The organism is Microbacterium sp. PI-1 (assembly GCF_004337555.1).
GTDB lineage: Bacteria > Actinomycetota > Actinomycetes > Actinomycetales > Microbacteriaceae > Microbacterium > Microbacterium aurugineum.
In genome coordinates, this window is sequence record NZ_SJYZ01000010.1 from 35,669 (window position 1) to 50,165 (window position 14,497).

Here is a 14,497-nt window from a genome sequence, read left to right on the forward strand (position 1 = left end):
AGTGCTTACTCGGACTTCTTCTCGACAGCGTCCTCGGCGGTAGCCTCAGCGGCTTCGCCCTCGGCCTGCGACTCGGCACCGGCGTCGGCGGCGTCCTCCGTGGGAGCCTCCTCAGCGGGCGTCTCCTCGACGACCTCAGCCGGCTCCTCGACCTTTTCGGCCTTCGGCGCAGCGGCCTTCTTGGTCGACTTCGCCTTCGGGGTGACGGGCTCGAGGACGAGCTCGATCACGGCCATCGGAGCGTTGTCGCCCTTACGGTTGCCGACCTTCGTGATGCGGGTGTAGCCACCCTCCCGCTCGGCGACGAGCGGCGCGATCTCGGAGAAAAGGATGTGCACGACTTCCTTGTCACCGATGACCGACAGCACGCGACGACGCGCGTGCAGGTCGCCACGCTTGGCGAAGGTGATCAGACGCTCAGCGAGGGGACGAAGGCGCTTCGCCTTGGTCTCGGTCGTCTTGATCGACTTGTGGGTGTAGAGCGCCGCCGCGAGGTTGGCAAGCATGAGGCGCTCGTGTGCGGGGCCGCCTCCGAGGCGGGGACCCTTAGTGGGCTTGGGCATAATCGTCTAACTCCTGGTCAGAAAGGTCGGGTATCAGAAGGACTCGTCTTCGCTGCCGCCGTAGAAGTGGGAGCCGTCGAAACCGGGCACCGAATCCTTGAGCGACAGACCGAGCGAGATGAGCTTGTCGCGCACCTCGTCGACCGACTTCTGGCCGAAATTACGGATGTTCATGAGCTGCGTCTCCGACAGGGCGACGAGCTCAGAAACGGTGTTGATGCCCTCACGCTTCAGGCAGTTGTACGAGCGGACCGACAGGTCGAGGTCCTCGATCGGCATCGACAGCTCGCTGGAGTTCACAGCCTCCACCGGCGCCGGGCCGATCTCGATGCCCTCGGCCTCGACGTTCAGCTCGCGGGCGAGACCGAACAGCTCGGTGAGCGTCTTGGCAGCCGAAGCGACAGCGTCGCGGGGGCTGATCGCCGACTTGGTCTCGACGTCCAGGACGAGCTTGTCGAAGTCGGTGCGCTCCCCGGCACGGGTCGCGTCGACGCGGTAGCTGACCTTGAGGACCGGCGAGTAGATCGAGTCGATCGGGATCTGACCGGCCTCGGCGTACTCGTTGCGGTTCTGCGTCGCGGAGACGTAGCCACGGCCACGCTCGATCGTGAGCTCGAGCTCGAACTTGGCGGTGTCGTTGAGCGTCGCGATGACCAGCTCGGGGTTGTGCACCTCGACACCGGCCGGAGCCGAGATGTCGGCGGCGGTGACTTCGCCCGCTCCGGTCTTGCGCAGGTACGCGGTGATGGGCTCATCGCGCTCCGAGGAGACGACGAGCTGCTTGATGTTGAGGATGATCTCGGTGACATCCTCCTTCACGCCGGGGATGGTGCTGAACTCGTGCAGCACGCCGTCGATGCGAACGCTGGTGACAGCAGCACCGGGGATCGACGACAGCAGGCTGCGGCGCAGCGCGTTGCCGATCGTGTAACCGAAGCCGGGCTCCAGAGGCTCGATGATGAACCGGCTACGGTTCTCGACGATCTTTTCCTCGGTCAGTGTGGGACGCTGTGCAATAAGCACTCTGTGTTCCTTTCGATCACATGCCCGCTATATGACATGTGGTGGGGTGAGGTCTTGAGTTGTGGAAGTCGATGCCCGTACGCGGGCGTCGAGCCGCTCGGACCATGGAGGGCCGAGCGGCTCGAAGCGCGTATCAGACGCGGCGACGCTTCGGCGGGCGGCAACCGTTGTGCGCCTGCGGAGTGACGTCCTGGATCGAACCCACCTCGAGGCCGGCGGCCTGCAGCGAGCGGATCGCCGTCTCGCGGCCGGAGCCCGGACCCTTCACGAGGACGTCGACCTTCTTGACACCGTGCTCCGCGGCCTGACGGGCTGCGGACTCGGCTGCCATGCCGGCGGCGTACGGGGTCGACTTGCGGGAGCCCTTGAAGCCCACGCCACCCGACGATGCCCAGGCGATGACGGCGCCGGACGGGTCGGTGATCGAAACGATGGTGTTGTTGAACGTCGACTTGATGTGGGCCTGGCCCAGCGCGATGTTCTTCTTTTCCTTGCGGCGCGGCTTGCGCGCGGCGGCCTTGGGTGCAGCCATGAAAATGTTCTCCTAGTCCCTGGGGCCGCGCTTAGCGGGCCTTCTTCTTGCCTGCGACGGTGCGCTTCGGGCCCTTGCGGGTACGGGCGTTGGTCTTGGTGCGCTGACCACGGACCGGGAGACCACGACGGTGGCGGATGCCCTCGTAGGAGCCGATCTCGACCTTGCGGCGGATGTCTGCGGCGACCTCGCGGCGCAGGTCACCCTCCACCTTGTAGTTGCCTTCGATGTAGTCGCGGAGGGCGATCAGCTGGTCGTCGCTGAGGTCCTTCACGCGGATGCTCTCGTCGATCTCCGTCGCCTTGAGGATCTCGACCGAGCGGGTACGGCCGACGCCGTAGATGTAGGTAAGGGCGATCACCACGCGCTTGTCGCGCGGGATGTCAACGCCGGCAAGACGTGCCATGCGGTTCTCCTGGGTGTTGTGGAGGTGTGGGACAGGATCGGTGCCCGGGCCTCCGCCCGAGGTGTCCCCCGCTTCCGCGGGTTCTGATCCTGCCGTCGTGTGTGTTCAGTTGTGAGATGTGCGTGAGCGATGCCGCACAGCGAGGGACTCAGCCCTGGCGCTGCTTGTGACGCGGGTTGCTCTTGCAGATCACCATGACGCGGCCGTGACGGCGGATCACCTTGCAGTGATCGCAGATGGGCTTGACGCTGGGGTTGACCTTCATGATGTTTCCTGTTCGCTGTCTTCGTACCGCCCCGGACCGGGGCAGGCCGTTACTTCTCGACCGATCAGCGGTAGCGGTAGACGATACGGCCGCGGGTCAGGTCGTAGGGGCTGAGCTCCACGACCACACGGTCCTCGGGGATGATACGGATGTAGTTCTGCCGCATCTTGCCGGAGATCGTTGCAAGGACCTTGTGTCCGTTGCTGAGCTCAACGCGGAACATCGCGTTGGGCAGAGCCTCGGAGATCACGCCCTCGATCTCGATGACACCGTCTTTCTTAGCCATAGCCTCGCTGACGCTTCTGCAGATCGGTCGATCTGCGGTGGGTGAATGGGTTGTGGTGCTGCACCGACGGACACGCCGAATCAAGGCACAAAGCACCAAAGATCTATGTTAGACGCTCGATTACCATCCGGCAACTCGGGCGTCCGGGGCGGGAAGCCGACCGGTCAGCCGATCAGCTGCTCCATCTTGGAGATGTCCCCGGCCTGGAGGTCGAGACGCTCGCCGTTGACCTCGATGGTCGGCGTTCCGGCGATCTCGTGGGCCTTCGCCTGCGCCGCACCGAACTTGCGGTACGTCTCGTCGGTGATGCACGAGACCGCGTCGTCCGCACCGACCTGTGTCGCGAAGCCGGCGATCTGGTCGTTCGTGAGACCGGAAGAGTTCTCCGCCGGCTGGTTCTCGAACAGCGTCTTCGCGAAATCGAGGTACAGGTCAGGGTTCGACTCCGCGACGCAGAAGGCCGCACCGGCAGAGCGCGACGAGAAGTCCGTGCCCTGCGAGAAACGGTCGAGGATCGCGATCGGGTGGTACTCGAGCGTGATGCGCCCGTCTGCCGCAGCCGCCTCCAGCTGCTCTCCGTACTGATCCTCGAAGCTCTTGCAGATGGGGCACTGGAAGTCCAGGAACACCGCGACCGTGTCTTCACCGTCCCCGAAGGAGATCGCGCCCGTCTCCGGGTCGAACGTGTCGTTGGCACTGGGTGCGGCGCCGGGTGAGGTCGCCTGGTTGTTGAGGAACACCACGAGTCCACCGATCGCCACCAGCACCACGACCACGGCGATGGAGACGCCGATCGCGAACCAGTTGGTGTTGCTCTTCGCCGCTGCCATTACTTTCCGATCTCTCGAGGCTCGACCCCGAACGGGGCGAGTCCGGCTCTTCCACCATCGGGCGCGGTCAGCACCCAGATACCTCCATCATGCAGGGCGACGCTATGTTCCCAATGGGAGCCATCGGTTCCGTCGACGGTCGTGACGGTCCAGTCATCCTCTTCGATGAAGGTCGCTTCTCCGCCGGCGGTGACCATCGGCTCGATCGCGAGCACGAGTCCCGGTTTGACGTCTTCCCCGCGATCGGGTGTGCGGTAGTTGAAGACGCTGGGGGCCTCGTGCATCTTGCGCCCGATGCCGTGACCGACGTACTCGCGAAGGATGCCGTACGGCTCACCGGAGACCGCGGAAGGGCCCTGCGCCTCGATGTACCCCTGGATGGCCGCACCGATCTCATCGATCGACGACGCGGATGCCATGGCGGCGATTCCGGCCCACATCGAGCCCTCCGTGACGCGGGAGAGCTCCTCGCGCTGTGCGACCAGTTCGGGCCGCTCCGGATCGGGCACCACGACGGTGATGGCACTGTCGCCGTTCCATCCCTGGAACTGCGCACCGCAGTCGACGGAGACGATGTCCCCCGGCTGCAGCACCCGCTCCCCCGGGATGCCGTGGACGACCTGCTCATTCACCGAGATGCAGGTGGTGTGGTGGTAGCCGCGCACGAGTTGGAAGTTGGACTCCGCACCGCGTGACAAGATCGCGCGGTTCGCGACGGTGTCGAGCTCCAGCGTGGTGACGCCGGCCTTGATCATCGGGCGGACGGCGTCCAGTGCTGCGGCGGTGATGAGCCCGGGCTCGACCATGGCTCGCAGTTGAGCCGGGGTCTTGTAGATCGACCGGCGGAACATCTCAGGAGGCGGAGGCCGCGAGACGCAGACCGCGCGCGGCCAGAGCATCCGCGATGCGCTCGGTGATCTCGTCGAGGGAGCCGACACCGTCGATGCGGTCGACGATGCCCTTGGCGCCGTAGACCTCGAGGATCGGCGCGGTCTCGCGCTCGTAGATGTCGAGCCGGTGGCCGATGGCCTCCGGGGTGTCATCCGAACGTCCCTGCTCGGTCGCGCGCAGGGACAGACGCGACAGGCTCTCCTCGCGCGGCACGTCGAGGAGGATGACGGCGTCGAGGGCCTCCCCCCGCTCCGCGAGGAACGACTCCAGGTGAGCGACCTGCGCGGTGTTGCGCGGGTACCCGTCGAGCAGGAAGCCCCGCGCGGCGTCGGGCTGCGAAAGCCGGTCGCGCACGATCTCGCTCGTCAGCTCGTCCGGAACGAGGTCGCCCTTGTCGAGGATCGCTGTGACCTGCTGGCCGAGAGGCGTGCCCTCCTTGATGTTCGCGCGGAAGATGTCACCGGTCGACACGACCGGGATGCCGTAGGACTCGGCGATGCGCACGCCCTGCGTGCCCTTTCCGGAGCCCTGCGGGCCGACGATGAGAAGACGTGCGGATGCTGTCATCGGAGAAGCCCTTCATAGTGACGCTGCTGGAGCTGCGCATCGATCTGCTTGACCGTCTCGAGACCGACACCGACGATGATCAGGATCGACGCGCCACCGAACGGGAAGTTCTGGTTGGCGCCGACCGTGGCCAGAGCGATCAGCGGGATGAGCGCGATCAGACCGAGGTACAGCGAGCCGGGAAGCGTGATGCGGGTGAGCACGTAGTCGAGGTACTCGGCCGTGGGACGCCCTGCACGGATGCCCGGGATGAAGCCGCCGTACTTCTTCATGTTGTCCGCGACCTCGACCGGGTTGAACGTGATCGCCACGTAGAAGTAGGTGAAGCCGATGATCAGCAGGAAGTACGCGGCCATGTAGACCGGGCTGTTGCCCGTCGTGAAGTTCGCGCTGATCCACGAGACCCAGGCGGGCGGCGTCGAGCCGTCCTGCGGGGTGTTGAACTGAGCGATGAGCGCGGGGATGTAGAGCAGCGACGACGCGAAGATCACGGGGATCACACCCGCCATGTTGACCTTGATCGGGATGTAGGTGTTCGTCCCGCCATAGGTACGGCGACCGACCATGCGCTTGGCGTATTGGACCGGGATCCTTCGCTGGGATTGCTCGACGAAGACGACGAGTCCCATCACGACGATTCCGACGAGCAGCACCAGGAGGAAGACCTCGAAGCCCTTGGTCTGCCAGATGAGCCCCATGGCGCCGGGGAACGTCGCGGCGATCGAGGTGAAGATGAGCAGGGACATGCCGTTGCCGATGCCGCGCTCGGTGACGAGCTCGGCGAACCACATGATCAGACCGGTACCGGCCGTCATCGCCATGATGATGAGCAGCTGCGCCCACCACACGTCGTTGGTCAGGAGCTGCTGGCAGGCGGCGAGATCTGTCGTCCCGAAGAGCTGACCGCTGCGCGCGACCGTGACGAGGGTCGTCGACTGGAGCAGCGCGAGAGCGATCGTGAGGTAGCGCGTGTACTGGGTCAGGCGGGCCTGACCGGCCTGGCCTTCCTTGTGCAGCGCCTCGAAGTGCGGGATGACCACGCGCAGGAGCTGCGTGATGATCGTCGCGGTGATGTACGGCATGACACCGAGCGCGAAGATCGACAGCTGCAGCAGCGCGCCACCGGAGAAGAGGTTGACCAGTCCGAGCAGACCATCGGTGCCCGCGTTGGCGGCGAGACACTCTTCGACGTTCGGGAAGTTCACGAACGGTGCCGGGACGTTGGAGCCGAGCCGGTAGATCGCGATGATGGCGAGGGTGAAACCGATCTTCCGACGCAGGTCGGGGGTGCGGAAGATCCGCGCGATGGCGCTAAACAAGGACGTTCCTCCTGAAAAGGTTGCCGATTCCCGAAGGACGGCTGAAAGACCAGGGTAACGCAAACCGGGCTTCCCGGAATTCGCCACCGATACCAGGCCCGCCGGATGCGGCCCCAGAGCGAGGTCTCGGAGTGTGAAACCACAAGAGGGGCCGGAGAATCTCCGGCCCCTCTTGCACTGCGGTTACTTGACGGATCCGCCCGCCGCGACGATCTTCTGCTCGGCGGAACCCGAGACCTTGTCGACCGAAACGGTGAGCTTCACGGCGATGTCGCCGTTACCGAGAACCTTGACCTTCTCGTTCTTGCGAACGGCACCCTTGGCGACCAGGTCGCCCACGGTGACGTCGCCACCCTTGGGGTACAGCTCCGCGAGCTTCTCCAGGTTCACGACCTGGTACTCCACGCGGAACGGGTTCTTGAACCCGCGCAGCTTCGGGGTGCGCATGTGCAGCGGCATCTGCCCACCCTCGAAGCCGACGCGAACGGTGTTGCGCGCCTTGGTGCCCTTGGTACCACGACCAGCGGTCTTACCCTTGGAGCCCTCACCACGGCCGACGCGAGTCTTGGCGGTGTTGGATCCGGGGACGGGACGCAGGTGGTGCACCTTCAGCACGCCGGGGCGGGACGCCGGAGCGTCCTTCGCGGGCGCAGCCTTCTTGGCAGCCGGCTTCTTGGCGGGAGCCTCAGCCTTGGCGTCGGCTGCTGCGCTCTTGGCCGGAGCCTTCTTCGCAGCAGGCTTCTTCTCGGCAGCAGCCTTGGGGGCTGCAGCCTTCTTCGGGGCCTTCTCAGCCTCGACGGCCTCGTTCTTCTCAGCCATTAGTCGATCTCCTCAACCTTGACGAGGTGGGCGACGGTCTTGACGTAACCGCGCGTCTGCGCGTCGTCGGGGCGGACGGTGGTGTCACCGATCCGCTTGAGACCGAGGCTGCGCAGCGTGTCGCGCTGGTTCTGCTTCTCGCTCACCTTGGACTTGATCTGCGTGACCTTCAGTCGCGCGGCCATCAGGCACCTACCTTCTGTGCGGCGATGGCCTCGGCCTCGGCGCGGACGAGACGCGCAGGGGCGACCTGGTCGAACTCGAGGCCACGACGTGCGGCGACCGCACGAGGCTCCTCGAGCTGCTTCAGGGCGGTGACCGTCGCGTGCACGATGTTGATCGTGTTCGACGAGCCGAGCGACTTCGACAGCACGTCGTGGATACCGGCGCACTCGAGCACGGCGCGGACCGGACCACCGGCGATGACACCGGTACCGGCAGCGGCCGGGCGGAGCAGGACCACACCAGCGGCGGCCTCACCCTGCACGGGATGCGGGATGGTGCTGCCGACGCGCGGAACGCGGAAGAAGTTGCGCTTGGCCTCTTCGACACCCTTCGAGATGGCCAGGGGGACCTCACGGGCCTTGCCGTAGCCGACGCCGACCAGACCGTTGCCGTCACCGACGACCACGAGAGCGGTGAAGCTGAAGCGACGACCACCCTTCACGACCTTCGAGACACGGTTGATGGTGACGACGCGCTCCAGGAACTGGTTGTCACCACGGTCGCGCGAGTTGCGGTCGCGGCCACCCTGGTTGCGGTCACCACGGCCACCACGGCGGCCGTCGCGCTGATCGCGAGCCGGCTCTGCCTGCGTGGTGCCTGCAGCCGTCTCGGAAGTGGCAGCAGCCGCTTCGGTCACTTCGTTCTCCTTGTTGTCACTCACAGTGCCAGACCCCCCTCACGGGCGCCGTCGGCGATGGCGGCGACACGACCGGCGTAGCGGTTGCCGCCACGGTCGAACACTGCCTCGGAAACGCCTGCGGCCTTCGCGCGCTCGGCGAGGAGCTCGCCGACCTTGCGGGCCTTGGCGGTCTTGTCACCCTCGAGCGAGCGCAGGTCGGTCTCGAGCGTCGAAGCCGACGCGACGGTGTGACCCTTGCTGTCGTCGACCAGCTGCACGAAGACGTGGCGGGCCGAACGGTTGACGACGAGACGCGGACGCGCCTCGGTGCCGACGACCTTCTTGCGAAGGCGGGCGTGACGACGCGCGCGGGCGTCAGACTTTGACTTGAGAGCCATGGTTACTTACCACTCTTTCCGGCCTTGCGACGCACGTTCTCGCCGGCGTAGCGCACACCCTTGCCCTTGTACGGCTCAGGCTTGCGGATCTTGCGGATGTTCGCAGCTGCCTCACCGACAGCCTGCTTGTCGATCCCGCTGACGGTGAGCTTGGTGGTGCCCTCGACCGTGAGCGTGATGCCGGCGGGCGGGTCGACCAGGACCGGGTGCGAGAAGCCGAGGGCGAACTCGACCGAGCTCCCCTTCTGCTGCACGCGGTAACCGGTGCCGACGACCTCGAGACCCTTGGTGTATCCCTGGGTCACGCCGATGATGTTGTTGTTGATGAGCGTGCGGGTCAGGCCGTGAAGCGACCGCGACTCGCGCTCGTCGTCGGGACGGGAGACCAGAACCTGGTTCTCCTCGACCGCGACCTCGATGGGGCTGGCCACCGTGAGGGTGAGCTCACCCTTGGGGCCCTTCACCGCGACCTCACGGCCGTCGACCGAAACGGTCACGCCCGCAGGAACGTCGATGGGAAGTCGTCCAATACGCGACATTTCGAATTACCACACGTAGGCGAGAACTTCTCCGCCCACGCCCTTCTGCTCAGCCTGACGGTCGGTGAGAAGACCGGAGGAAGTGGACAGGATGGCCACGCCGAGGCCGCCGAGGACCGTGGGCAGCTCGGTCGACTTCGCGTAGACGCGGAGACCGGGCTTCGAGACGCGCTTGATGCCGGCGATGGAGCGCTCACGGTTGGGACCGTACTTCAGCGTCAGCGTGAGGTTCTTCCCGACGCGAGCGTCAGAGGTCTCCCAACCGGCGATGTAGCCCTCCTGCTGGAGGATCTCAGCGATGTGCGTCTTGAGCTTGCTCGACGGCAGGGTCACGGAATCGTGGTGCGCCGAGTTCGCGTTGCGCAGACGGGTCAGCAGATCTGCGACCGGGTCTGTCATTGTCATTGTTGTTTTCCTTTGTTCATGAGGTTCCGGCTGCCGTTACACGACAGACGGCCTGCGATGACACGCAATTTTCAATTGTACGTGCACATCGACGGGCTCAGTGACACGAGACCACTGAGCCCGTCAAGGGTGTTACGCCTGTGCGTCTTCCGAGCGGAACGGGAAGCCGAGGTGGCGGAGCAGTGCCCGACCCTCGTCATCCGTCTTCGCGGTGGTGACGACGGTGATGTCGAAACCGCGAACCCGGTCGATCTTGTCCTGATCGATCTCGTGGAACACGCTCTGCTCCTGGAGACCGAAGGTGTAGTTGCCGTTGCCGTCGAACTGCTTGGCCGAGAGACCGCGGAAGTCGCGGATACGGGGCAGAGCGAGCGAGACGAGGCGGTCCACGAACTCCCACGCGCGGTCACCACGGAGGGTGACGTGCGCTCCGATGGCCTGACCCTCACGCAGCTTGAACTGCGCGATGGACTTGCGGGCCTTCGTGACGATCGGCTTCTGGCCGGTGATCTTGGTGAGGTCGTCGACCGCGCCATCGATCACCTTGCTGTCGCGAGCTGCCTCGCCGACACCGGTGTTCACGACGACCTTGACCAGTCCGGGGATCTGCATGACGTTCGAGTAACCGAACTCTTCCTGCATCGCCTTCTTGATCTCGGTGTTGTACTTCTGCTTCAGGCGCGGCTGGATCTTGCCAGCCGGCGCGGCAGTGTCGGTGCTCATCAGAGGTCCTTACCGCTCTTCTTCGCGTAGCGCACGCGGACGGTGCGCTTCACGCCGTCCTTCGTCTGCTCCTCGACCCGGTGGCCGACCTTGGTCGGCTTCTTGGTCGAGGGGTCGACGAGTGCGACGTTCGAGATGTGGATGGAGGCTTCGACGGTCTCGAGGCCTCCGGTCTTGGTGCCACGCTGCGTCTGTCCGACGCGGGTGTGCTTGGTGACGTAGTTCACGCCTTCGACGATGACGCGGTTCTTGTCGGAAAGGACGTCGAGGACCTTGCCCTGCTTACCGCGGTCGCCGCCACGCTCCTGCGTGGCACCCGTGATGACCTGAACCAGGTCACCCTTCTTGATCTTCGCCATGATTAGATGACCTCCGGCGCCAGCGAGACGATCTTCATGAACTTCTTGTCACGAAGCTCACGACCGACCGGTCCGAAGATACGGGTGCCGCGGGGCTCCCCGTCGTTCTTCAGGATCACGGCGGCGTTCTCGTCGAACTTGATGTAGGAGCCGTCCGGACGACGGACCTCCTTCTTGGTGCGGACGATGACCGCCTTGACGACGTCGCCCTTCTTGACGTTGCCACCGGGGATCGCGTCCTTGACGGTCGCGACGATGGTGTCGCCGAGGCCCGCGTAGCGGCGCTTCGAGCCACCGAGAACGCGGATCGTGAGCAGCTCCTTGGCGCCGGTGTTGTCGGCGACCTTGAGTCGGGATTCCTGCTGGATCACTTGGCCTTCTCCAGAATCTCCACCAGGCGCCAGCGCTTCGTGGCGCTGAGCGGGCGGGTCTCGTTGATCAGGACCAGGTCGCCGATGCCGGCGGTGTTCGCCTCATCGTGCGCCTTGACCTTCGAGGTGCGGCGGATGACCTTGCCGTAAAGCGGGTGCTTCACGCGGTCCTCGACCTCGACCACGATGGTCTTGTCCATCTTGTCGCTGACGACGTAGCCGCGACGCGCCTTGCGGTAGCCGCGTGCAGCGGTGTCGCGGACGTCGTGCTCGGACGACTCGTGTCCTGCGGCCTGCGTCTCCGCAGTCGCTTCCTTCTTGGTGGCCATCACTCAGCCTCTTCCTTCACGGCGTCGTCGGCGGAGTCCGCCTTCTTCGCCTTCGACTTGGTCGCCTTCTTGGCCGGAGCCTCGACCGGAGCGGGCGTCGCACGGATGCCCAGCTCGCGTTCGCGGATCACGGTGTAGAGACGCGCGATGTCGCGCTTGACGGCGCGGATGCGGCCGTGGCTCTCCAGCTGGCCGGTGGCCGACTGGAAACGGAGGTTGAACAGCTCCTCCTTGGCCTTGCGCAGCTCCTCGACGAGGCGCTGGTCTTCGAATGTGTCGAGCTCTGCCGGGGCGAGCTCCTTGGTGCCGATCGCCATTACGCGTCGCCCTCCTCGCGCTTGATGATGCGTGCCTTGAGCGGCAGCTTGTGAATTGCTCGGGTCAGAGCTTCGCGAGCGAGCTGCTCGTCGACACCCGCGACCTCGAAGAGGACACGGCCCGGCTTGACGTTGGCGACCCACCACTCGGGGGAACCCTTACCGGAACCCATGCGGGTCTCGGCAGGCTTCTTCGTGAGCGGACGGTCGGGGTAGATGTTGATCCACACCTTTCCACCACGCTTGATGTGACGGGTCATCGCGATACGAGCGGACTCGATCTGACGGTTCGTCACGTAAGCGGGCGAAAGCGCCTGGATACCGTACTCGCCGAAGGAGACCTTCGTGCCGCCGGTGGCCTGACCCGAGCGCCCGGGGTGGTGCTGCTTGCGGAACTTGACCTTACGGGGGATGAGCATTATGCCGACGCTCCTTCTGCGACAGGTGCCTCGTTGCGCGGGGCACGGCGGCGGTCGCCACCACGGTCGTCACGACGAGCCTTGGGTGCGTTGGCCTGCTCGCGAGCGAGCTCCTTCGCGGTCAGGTCGCCCTTGTAGATCCAGACCTTCACGCCGATGCGGCCGAAGGTGGTCTTCGCCTCGTAGAAGCCGTAGTCGATGTTCGCGCGCAGCGTGTGCAGCGGCACACGACCCTCGCGGTAGAACTCCGAACGGCTCATCTCGGCGCCGCCGAGGCGGCCGGAGACCTGAATACGGATGCCCTTGGCGCCGGCGCGCTGAGCGCCCTGCAGACCCTTGCGCATCGCACGACGGAACGCCACACGAGCAGAGAGCTGCTCGGCGATGCCCTGCGCAACGAGCTGAGCGTCGGCCTCGGGGTTCTTGACCTCGAGGATGTTCAGCTGGATCTGCTTGCCCGAGAGCTTCTCGAGGTCGCCGCGGATGCGCTCGGCCTCGGCTCCACGACGACCGATCACGATGCCCGGACGGGCGGTGTGGATGTCGACGCGGACGCGGTCACGGGTGCGCTCGATCTCGATGTTCGAGACACCGGCGCGGTCGAGCTGCGTCTTGAGCAGGTTGCGGATCTTGATGTCCTCGGCGACGTAGTCGGCGTAACGCTGCCCCGGCTTCGTCGAGTCAGAGAACCAACGCGAGACGTGGTCCGTCGTGATGCCGAGACGGAAGCCGTACGGGTTTACCTTCTGTCCCATTACTTGCTCGCCTTCTTGTTGCTGTCGCCCGTGGCGGCCGGAGCTGCCTCAGGCGTCGAGAGCACGACCGTGATGTGGCTCGTGCGCTTCTTGATCTGGAAAGCGCGACCCTGTGCACGGGGCTGGAAACGCTTGAGCGTCGTGCCCTCGTCGACGTACGCGTTCGCCACGTACAGGTCCTGCTCGTCGAGGAATTCGCCGTCGCGATCCGCCTTCACCTGCGCGTTGGCCATGGCCGACGCGACAAGCTTGTAGATCGGCTCGCTGGCGCTCTGCTGCGCGAACTTCAGGATGGCGAGAGCCTCCTGAGCCTGCTTGCCCTTGATGAGCGCGACGACACGGCGAGCCTTCTGAGGGGTCACGCGGATGTGTCGCACGCGTGCGATCGATTCGACCATTAGCGGCGCCGCCCCTTCTTGTCGTCCTTCTCGTGACCGCGGAAGGTGCGGGTGGGCGCGAACTCGCCCAGCTTGTGACCGACCATGGTCTCGGACACGAACACAGGGATGTGCTTGCGTCCGTCGTGGACCGCGATCGTGTGACCCAGCATGGCCGGGATGATCATGGACCGACGGGACCAGGTCTTGATGACGTTCTTGGTGCCGGCTTCGTTCTGCACGACCACCTTGCGAAGCAGGTGATCGTCGACGAAGGGGCCCTTCTTAAGACTGCGAGGCATCTTCTCTTACTCCTACTTGCGCTTCTTGCCGGCGTTACGACGACGCACGATGTACTTGTCGCTTTCCTTGTTGGCGTGACGGGTACGACCCTCCGCCTGGCCCCACGGGGAGACGGGGTGACGACCACCGGAGGTCTTGCCCTCACCACCACCGTGCGGGTGGTCGACCGGGTTCATCGCGACACCACGGACCGTCGGGCGGACGCCCTTCCAGCGCATACGGCCGGCCTTGCCCCAGTTGATGTTCGACTGCTCGGCGTTGCCGACCTCGCCGATGGTCGCGCGGCAGCGCGCATCGACGTTGCGGATCTCACCCGAGGGGAGACGCAGCTGGGCGTAGGGGCCGTCCTTGGCGACGAGACGGACGGATGCACCGGCCGAACGTGCCATCTTCGCGCCGCCGCCGGGGCGGAGCTCGATCGCGTGGATGACGGTACCGGTGGGGATGTTCTTCAGCGGGAGGTTGTTACCCGGCTTGATGTCAGCCCCGGCACCCGACTCGACGATGTCGCCCTGCTTCAGCTTCGCCGGAGCGAGGATGTAGCGCTTCTCACCGTCGAAGTAGTGCAGCAGCGCGATGCGCGCGGTGCGGTTGGGGTCGTACTCGATGTGAGCGACCTTGGCGTTGACGCCGTCCTTGTCATTGCGACGGAAGTCGATGACGCGGTACTGGCGCTTGTGGCCACCACCGATGTGACGGGTCGTGATGCGGCCCTGGTTGTTGCGACCACCGGTCTTCGAGAGCGGGCGCAGCAGCGACTTCTCCGGCGTCGATCGAGTGATCTCGGCGAAGTCAGCCACCGACGAGCCGCGACGGCCCGGGGTCGTGGGCTTGTACTTGCGAATAGCCATGATTGT

General features: G+C 65.3%; 26 protein-coding genes. All 26 read right to left on the reverse strand.

Translation table 11 applies throughout. From position 1 onward, the window contains the following. Window positions 1-5 precede the first annotated feature (5 nt). Window positions 6-563 carry a 50S ribosomal protein L17 gene (gene rplQ / locus E0W80_RS10155; RefSeq protein WP_131492365.1) on the reverse strand — a complete coding sequence of 186 codons (558 nt, stop codon included), beginning with the start codon at window positions 561-563 and terminating at the stop codon, window positions 6-8. Window positions 564-596: 33 nt separating this feature from the next. Continuing rightward, window positions 597-1,586 carry a DNA-directed RNA polymerase subunit alpha gene (locus tag E0W80_RS10160; protein WP_047524097.1) on the reverse strand — a complete coding sequence of 330 codons (990 nt, stop codon included), beginning with the start codon at window positions 1,584-1,586 and terminating at the stop codon, window positions 597-599. A gap of 133 nt (window positions 1,587-1,719) precedes the next feature. After that, a complete protein-coding gene (gene rpsK / locus E0W80_RS10165) occupies window positions 1,720-2,118 on the reverse strand; it encodes a 30S ribosomal protein S11 (protein ID WP_017829189.1) in 399 nt (132 codons plus the stop codon). Window positions 2,119-2,149: 31 nt separating this feature from the next. After that, entirely contained in the window at window positions 2,150-2,524 is a 375-nt protein-coding gene (rpsM, locus tag E0W80_RS10170; protein WP_047524098.1) for a 30S ribosomal protein S13, read from the reverse strand. A gap of 148 nt (window positions 2,525-2,672) precedes the next feature. Then, window positions 2,673-2,789, reverse strand: a complete 117-nt coding sequence (rpmJ, locus tag E0W80_RS10175; RefSeq protein ID WP_005050492.1) for a 50S ribosomal protein L36 — start codon at window positions 2,787-2,789, stop codon at window positions 2,673-2,675. 64 nt (window positions 2,790-2,853) lie between these two features. Then, on the reverse strand, window positions 2,854-3,075 hold the full coding sequence (infA, locus tag E0W80_RS10180; RefSeq protein WP_017201569.1) for a translation initiation factor IF-1: 222 nt from the start codon (window positions 3,073-3,075) through the stop codon (window positions 2,854-2,856). Window positions 3,076-3,239: 164 nt separating this feature from the next. Further along, window positions 3,240-3,905, reverse strand: coding sequence for a thioredoxin domain-containing protein (locus E0W80_RS10185; protein ID WP_131492366.1), 666 nt, complete (start codon window positions 3,903-3,905; stop codon window positions 3,240-3,242). Then, window positions 3,905-4,756 (reverse strand): type I methionyl aminopeptidase, encoded by an 852-nt coding sequence (gene map / locus E0W80_RS10190; RefSeq protein WP_131492367.1) that lies wholly within the window; start codon window positions 4,754-4,756, stop codon window positions 3,905-3,907. The genes E0W80_RS10185 and map overlap by 1 nt, the downstream gene beginning before the upstream one ends. Window position 4,757: 1 nt before the next feature. Next, complete coding sequence (locus tag E0W80_RS10195; protein WP_131492368.1) at window positions 4,758-5,363, reverse strand: adenylate kinase; 606 nt, start codon at window positions 5,361-5,363, stop codon at window positions 4,758-4,760. After that, the gene (gene secY / locus E0W80_RS10200) at window positions 5,360-6,682 is read right to left on the reverse strand and encodes a preprotein translocase subunit SecY (RefSeq protein ID WP_047524101.1); all 1,323 of its coding nucleotides are present in this window, start codon (window positions 6,680-6,682) and stop codon (window positions 5,360-5,362) included. The genes E0W80_RS10195 and secY overlap by 4 nt, the downstream gene beginning before the upstream one ends. Before the next feature lie 183 nt (window positions 6,683-6,865). Then, a complete protein-coding gene (gene rplO / locus E0W80_RS10205; protein WP_052193795.1) occupies window positions 6,866-7,501 on the reverse strand; it encodes a 50S ribosomal protein L15 in 636 nt (211 codons plus the stop codon). Further along, window positions 7,501-7,686, reverse strand: a complete 186-nt coding sequence (rpmD, locus tag E0W80_RS10210) for a 50S ribosomal protein L30 (RefSeq protein ID WP_017201575.1) — start codon at window positions 7,684-7,686, stop codon at window positions 7,501-7,503. The genes rplO and rpmD overlap by 1 nt, the downstream gene beginning before the upstream one ends. Beyond that, the gene (rpsE, locus tag E0W80_RS10215) at window positions 7,686-8,363 is read right to left on the reverse strand and encodes a 30S ribosomal protein S5 (RefSeq protein ID WP_269319678.1); all 678 of its coding nucleotides are present in this window, start codon (window positions 8,361-8,363) and stop codon (window positions 7,686-7,688) included. Before rpsE ends, rpmD begins: the two co-directional genes overlap by 1 nt. Before the next feature lie 20 nt (window positions 8,364-8,383). After that, entirely contained in the window at window positions 8,384-8,743 is a 360-nt protein-coding gene (rplR, locus tag E0W80_RS10220) for a 50S ribosomal protein L18 (RefSeq protein ID WP_017201578.1), read from the reverse strand. A 2-nt stretch (window positions 8,744-8,745) separates the two neighbouring features. Continuing rightward, window positions 8,746-9,282 (reverse strand): 50S ribosomal protein L6, encoded by a 537-nt coding sequence (gene rplF, locus E0W80_RS10225; protein WP_047524102.1) that lies wholly within the window; start codon window positions 9,280-9,282, stop codon window positions 8,746-8,748. Between the two features lie 6 nt (window positions 9,283-9,288). Next, window positions 9,289-9,687 (reverse strand): 30S ribosomal protein S8, encoded by a 399-nt coding sequence (rpsH, locus tag E0W80_RS10230; protein ID WP_047524103.1) that lies wholly within the window; start codon window positions 9,685-9,687, stop codon window positions 9,289-9,291. A gap of 132 nt (window positions 9,688-9,819) precedes the next feature. Next, a complete protein-coding gene (rplE, locus tag E0W80_RS10235; RefSeq protein ID WP_047524104.1) occupies window positions 9,820-10,410 on the reverse strand; it encodes a 50S ribosomal protein L5 in 591 nt (196 codons plus the stop codon). Further along, window positions 10,410-10,769: a 50S ribosomal protein L24 gene (gene rplX / locus E0W80_RS10240; RefSeq protein WP_047524105.1), complete on the reverse strand. Its 360-nt coding sequence runs from the start codon at window positions 10,767-10,769 to the stop codon at window positions 10,410-10,412. The genes rplE and rplX overlap by 1 nt, the downstream gene beginning before the upstream one ends. Window positions 10,770-10,771: 2 nt before the next feature. Beyond that, a complete protein-coding gene (rplN, locus tag E0W80_RS10245; RefSeq protein WP_017201583.1) occupies window positions 10,772-11,140 on the reverse strand; it encodes a 50S ribosomal protein L14 in 369 nt (122 codons plus the stop codon). Beyond that, window positions 11,137-11,469, reverse strand: coding sequence for a 30S ribosomal protein S17 (gene rpsQ, locus E0W80_RS19490; RefSeq protein ID WP_047524106.1), 333 nt, complete (start codon window positions 11,467-11,469; stop codon window positions 11,137-11,139). Before rpsQ ends, rplN begins: the two co-directional genes overlap by 4 nt. Next, window positions 11,469-11,786: a 50S ribosomal protein L29 gene (gene rpmC, locus E0W80_RS19495; protein WP_017829202.1), complete on the reverse strand. Its 318-nt coding sequence runs from the start codon at window positions 11,784-11,786 to the stop codon at window positions 11,469-11,471. The genes rpsQ and rpmC overlap by 1 nt, the downstream gene beginning before the upstream one ends. Further along, entirely contained in the window at window positions 11,786-12,205 is a 420-nt protein-coding gene (gene rplP / locus E0W80_RS10260; protein WP_047524107.1) for a 50S ribosomal protein L16, read from the reverse strand. Before rplP ends, rpmC begins: the two co-directional genes overlap by 1 nt. Further along, window positions 12,205-12,960, reverse strand: a complete 756-nt coding sequence (gene rpsC / locus E0W80_RS10265; RefSeq protein WP_017201587.1) for a 30S ribosomal protein S3 — start codon at window positions 12,958-12,960, stop codon at window positions 12,205-12,207. Before rpsC ends, rplP begins: the two co-directional genes overlap by 1 nt. Further along, window positions 12,960-13,358 (reverse strand): 50S ribosomal protein L22, encoded by a 399-nt coding sequence (gene rplV, locus E0W80_RS10270; protein WP_021201121.1) that lies wholly within the window; start codon window positions 13,356-13,358, stop codon window positions 12,960-12,962. The genes rpsC and rplV overlap by 1 nt, the downstream gene beginning before the upstream one ends. Then, window positions 13,358-13,639 carry a 30S ribosomal protein S19 gene (gene rpsS, locus E0W80_RS10275; RefSeq protein ID WP_017829205.1) on the reverse strand — a complete coding sequence of 94 codons (282 nt, stop codon included), beginning with the start codon at window positions 13,637-13,639 and terminating at the stop codon, window positions 13,358-13,360. Before rpsS ends, rplV begins: the two co-directional genes overlap by 1 nt. Before the next feature lie 12 nt (window positions 13,640-13,651). Next, window positions 13,652-14,491: a 50S ribosomal protein L2 gene (rplB, locus tag E0W80_RS10280; protein ID WP_017201590.1), complete on the reverse strand. Its 840-nt coding sequence runs from the start codon at window positions 14,489-14,491 to the stop codon at window positions 13,652-13,654. Window positions 14,492-14,497 lie beyond the last annotated feature (6 nt).

Coding starts and splice junctions, on each gene's coding strand:
- infA (WP_017201569.1), bottom strand. CDS start 3,075: ATGGCTAAGAAAGACGGTGTCATCGAGATCGAGGGCGTGATCTCCGAG.
- rplF (WP_047524102.1), bottom strand. CDS start 9,282: ATGTCGCGTATTGGACGACTTCCCATCGACGTTCCTGCGGGCGTGACC.
- rpmD (WP_017201575.1), bottom strand. CDS start 7,686: ATGGCCGCGCGACTGAAGGTCACGCAGATCAAGTCCAAGGTGAGCGAG.
- rpmJ (WP_005050492.1), bottom strand. CDS start 2,789: ATGAAGGTCAACCCCAGCGTCAAGCCCATCTGCGATCACTGCAAGGTG.
- rplE (WP_047524104.1), bottom strand. CDS start 10,410: ATGAGCACCGACACTGCCGCGCCGGCTGGCAAGATCCAGCCGCGCCTG.
- rplP (WP_047524107.1), bottom strand. CDS start 12,205: ATGCTCATCCCCCGTAAGGTCAAGTTCCGCAAGCAGCACCACCCCGGG.
- rplQ (WP_131492365.1), bottom strand. CDS start 563: ATGCCCAAGCCCACTAAGGGTCCCCGCCTCGGAGGCGGCCCCGCACAC.
- rplV (WP_021201121.1), bottom strand. CDS start 13,358: ATGGTCGAATCGATCGCACGCGTGCGACACATCCGCGTGACCCCTCAG.
- rpsS (WP_017829205.1), bottom strand. CDS start 13,639: ATGCCTCGCAGTCTTAAGAAGGGCCCCTTCGTCGACGATCACCTGCTT.
- rpsQ (WP_047524106.1), bottom strand. CDS start 11,469: ATGGCCACCAAGAAGGAAGCGACTGCGGAGACGCAGGCCGCAGGACAC.
- E0W80_RS10185 (WP_131492366.1), bottom strand. CDS start 3,905: ATGGCAGCGGCGAAGAGCAACACCAACTGGTTCGCGATCGGCGTCTCC.
- rplX (WP_047524105.1), bottom strand. CDS start 10,769: ATGGCGAAGATCAAGAAGGGTGACCTGGTTCAGGTCATCACGGGTGCC.
- rpsH (WP_047524103.1), bottom strand. CDS start 9,687: ATGACAATGACAGACCCGGTCGCAGATCTGCTGACCCGTCTGCGCAAC.
- E0W80_RS10195 (WP_131492368.1), bottom strand. CDS start 5,363: ATGACAGCATCCGCACGTCTTCTCATCGTCGGCCCGCAGGGCTCCGGA.
- map (WP_131492367.1), bottom strand. CDS start 4,756: ATGTTCCGCCGGTCGATCTACAAGACCCCGGCTCAACTGCGAGCCATG.
- rplB (WP_017201590.1), bottom strand. CDS start 14,491: ATGGCTATTCGCAAGTACAAGCCCACGACCCCGGGCCGTCGCGGCTCG.
- rplO (WP_052193795.1), bottom strand. CDS start 7,501: ATGGCTGAGAAGAACGAGGCCGTCGAGGCTGAGAAGGCCCCGAAGAAG.
- rpmC (WP_017829202.1), bottom strand. CDS start 11,786: ATGGCGATCGGCACCAAGGAGCTCGCCCCGGCAGAGCTCGACACATTC.
- rpsC (WP_017201587.1), bottom strand. CDS start 12,960: ATGGGACAGAAGGTAAACCCGTACGGCTTCCGTCTCGGCATCACGACG.
- rpsM (WP_047524098.1), bottom strand. CDS start 2,524: ATGGCACGTCTTGCCGGCGTTGACATCCCGCGCGACAAGCGCGTGGTG.
- rplR (WP_017201578.1), bottom strand. CDS start 8,743: ATGGCTCTCAAGTCAAAGTCTGACGCCCGCGCGCGTCGTCACGCCCGC.
- rpsK (WP_017829189.1), bottom strand. CDS start 2,118: ATGGCTGCACCCAAGGCCGCCGCGCGCAAGCCGCGCCGCAAGGAAAAG.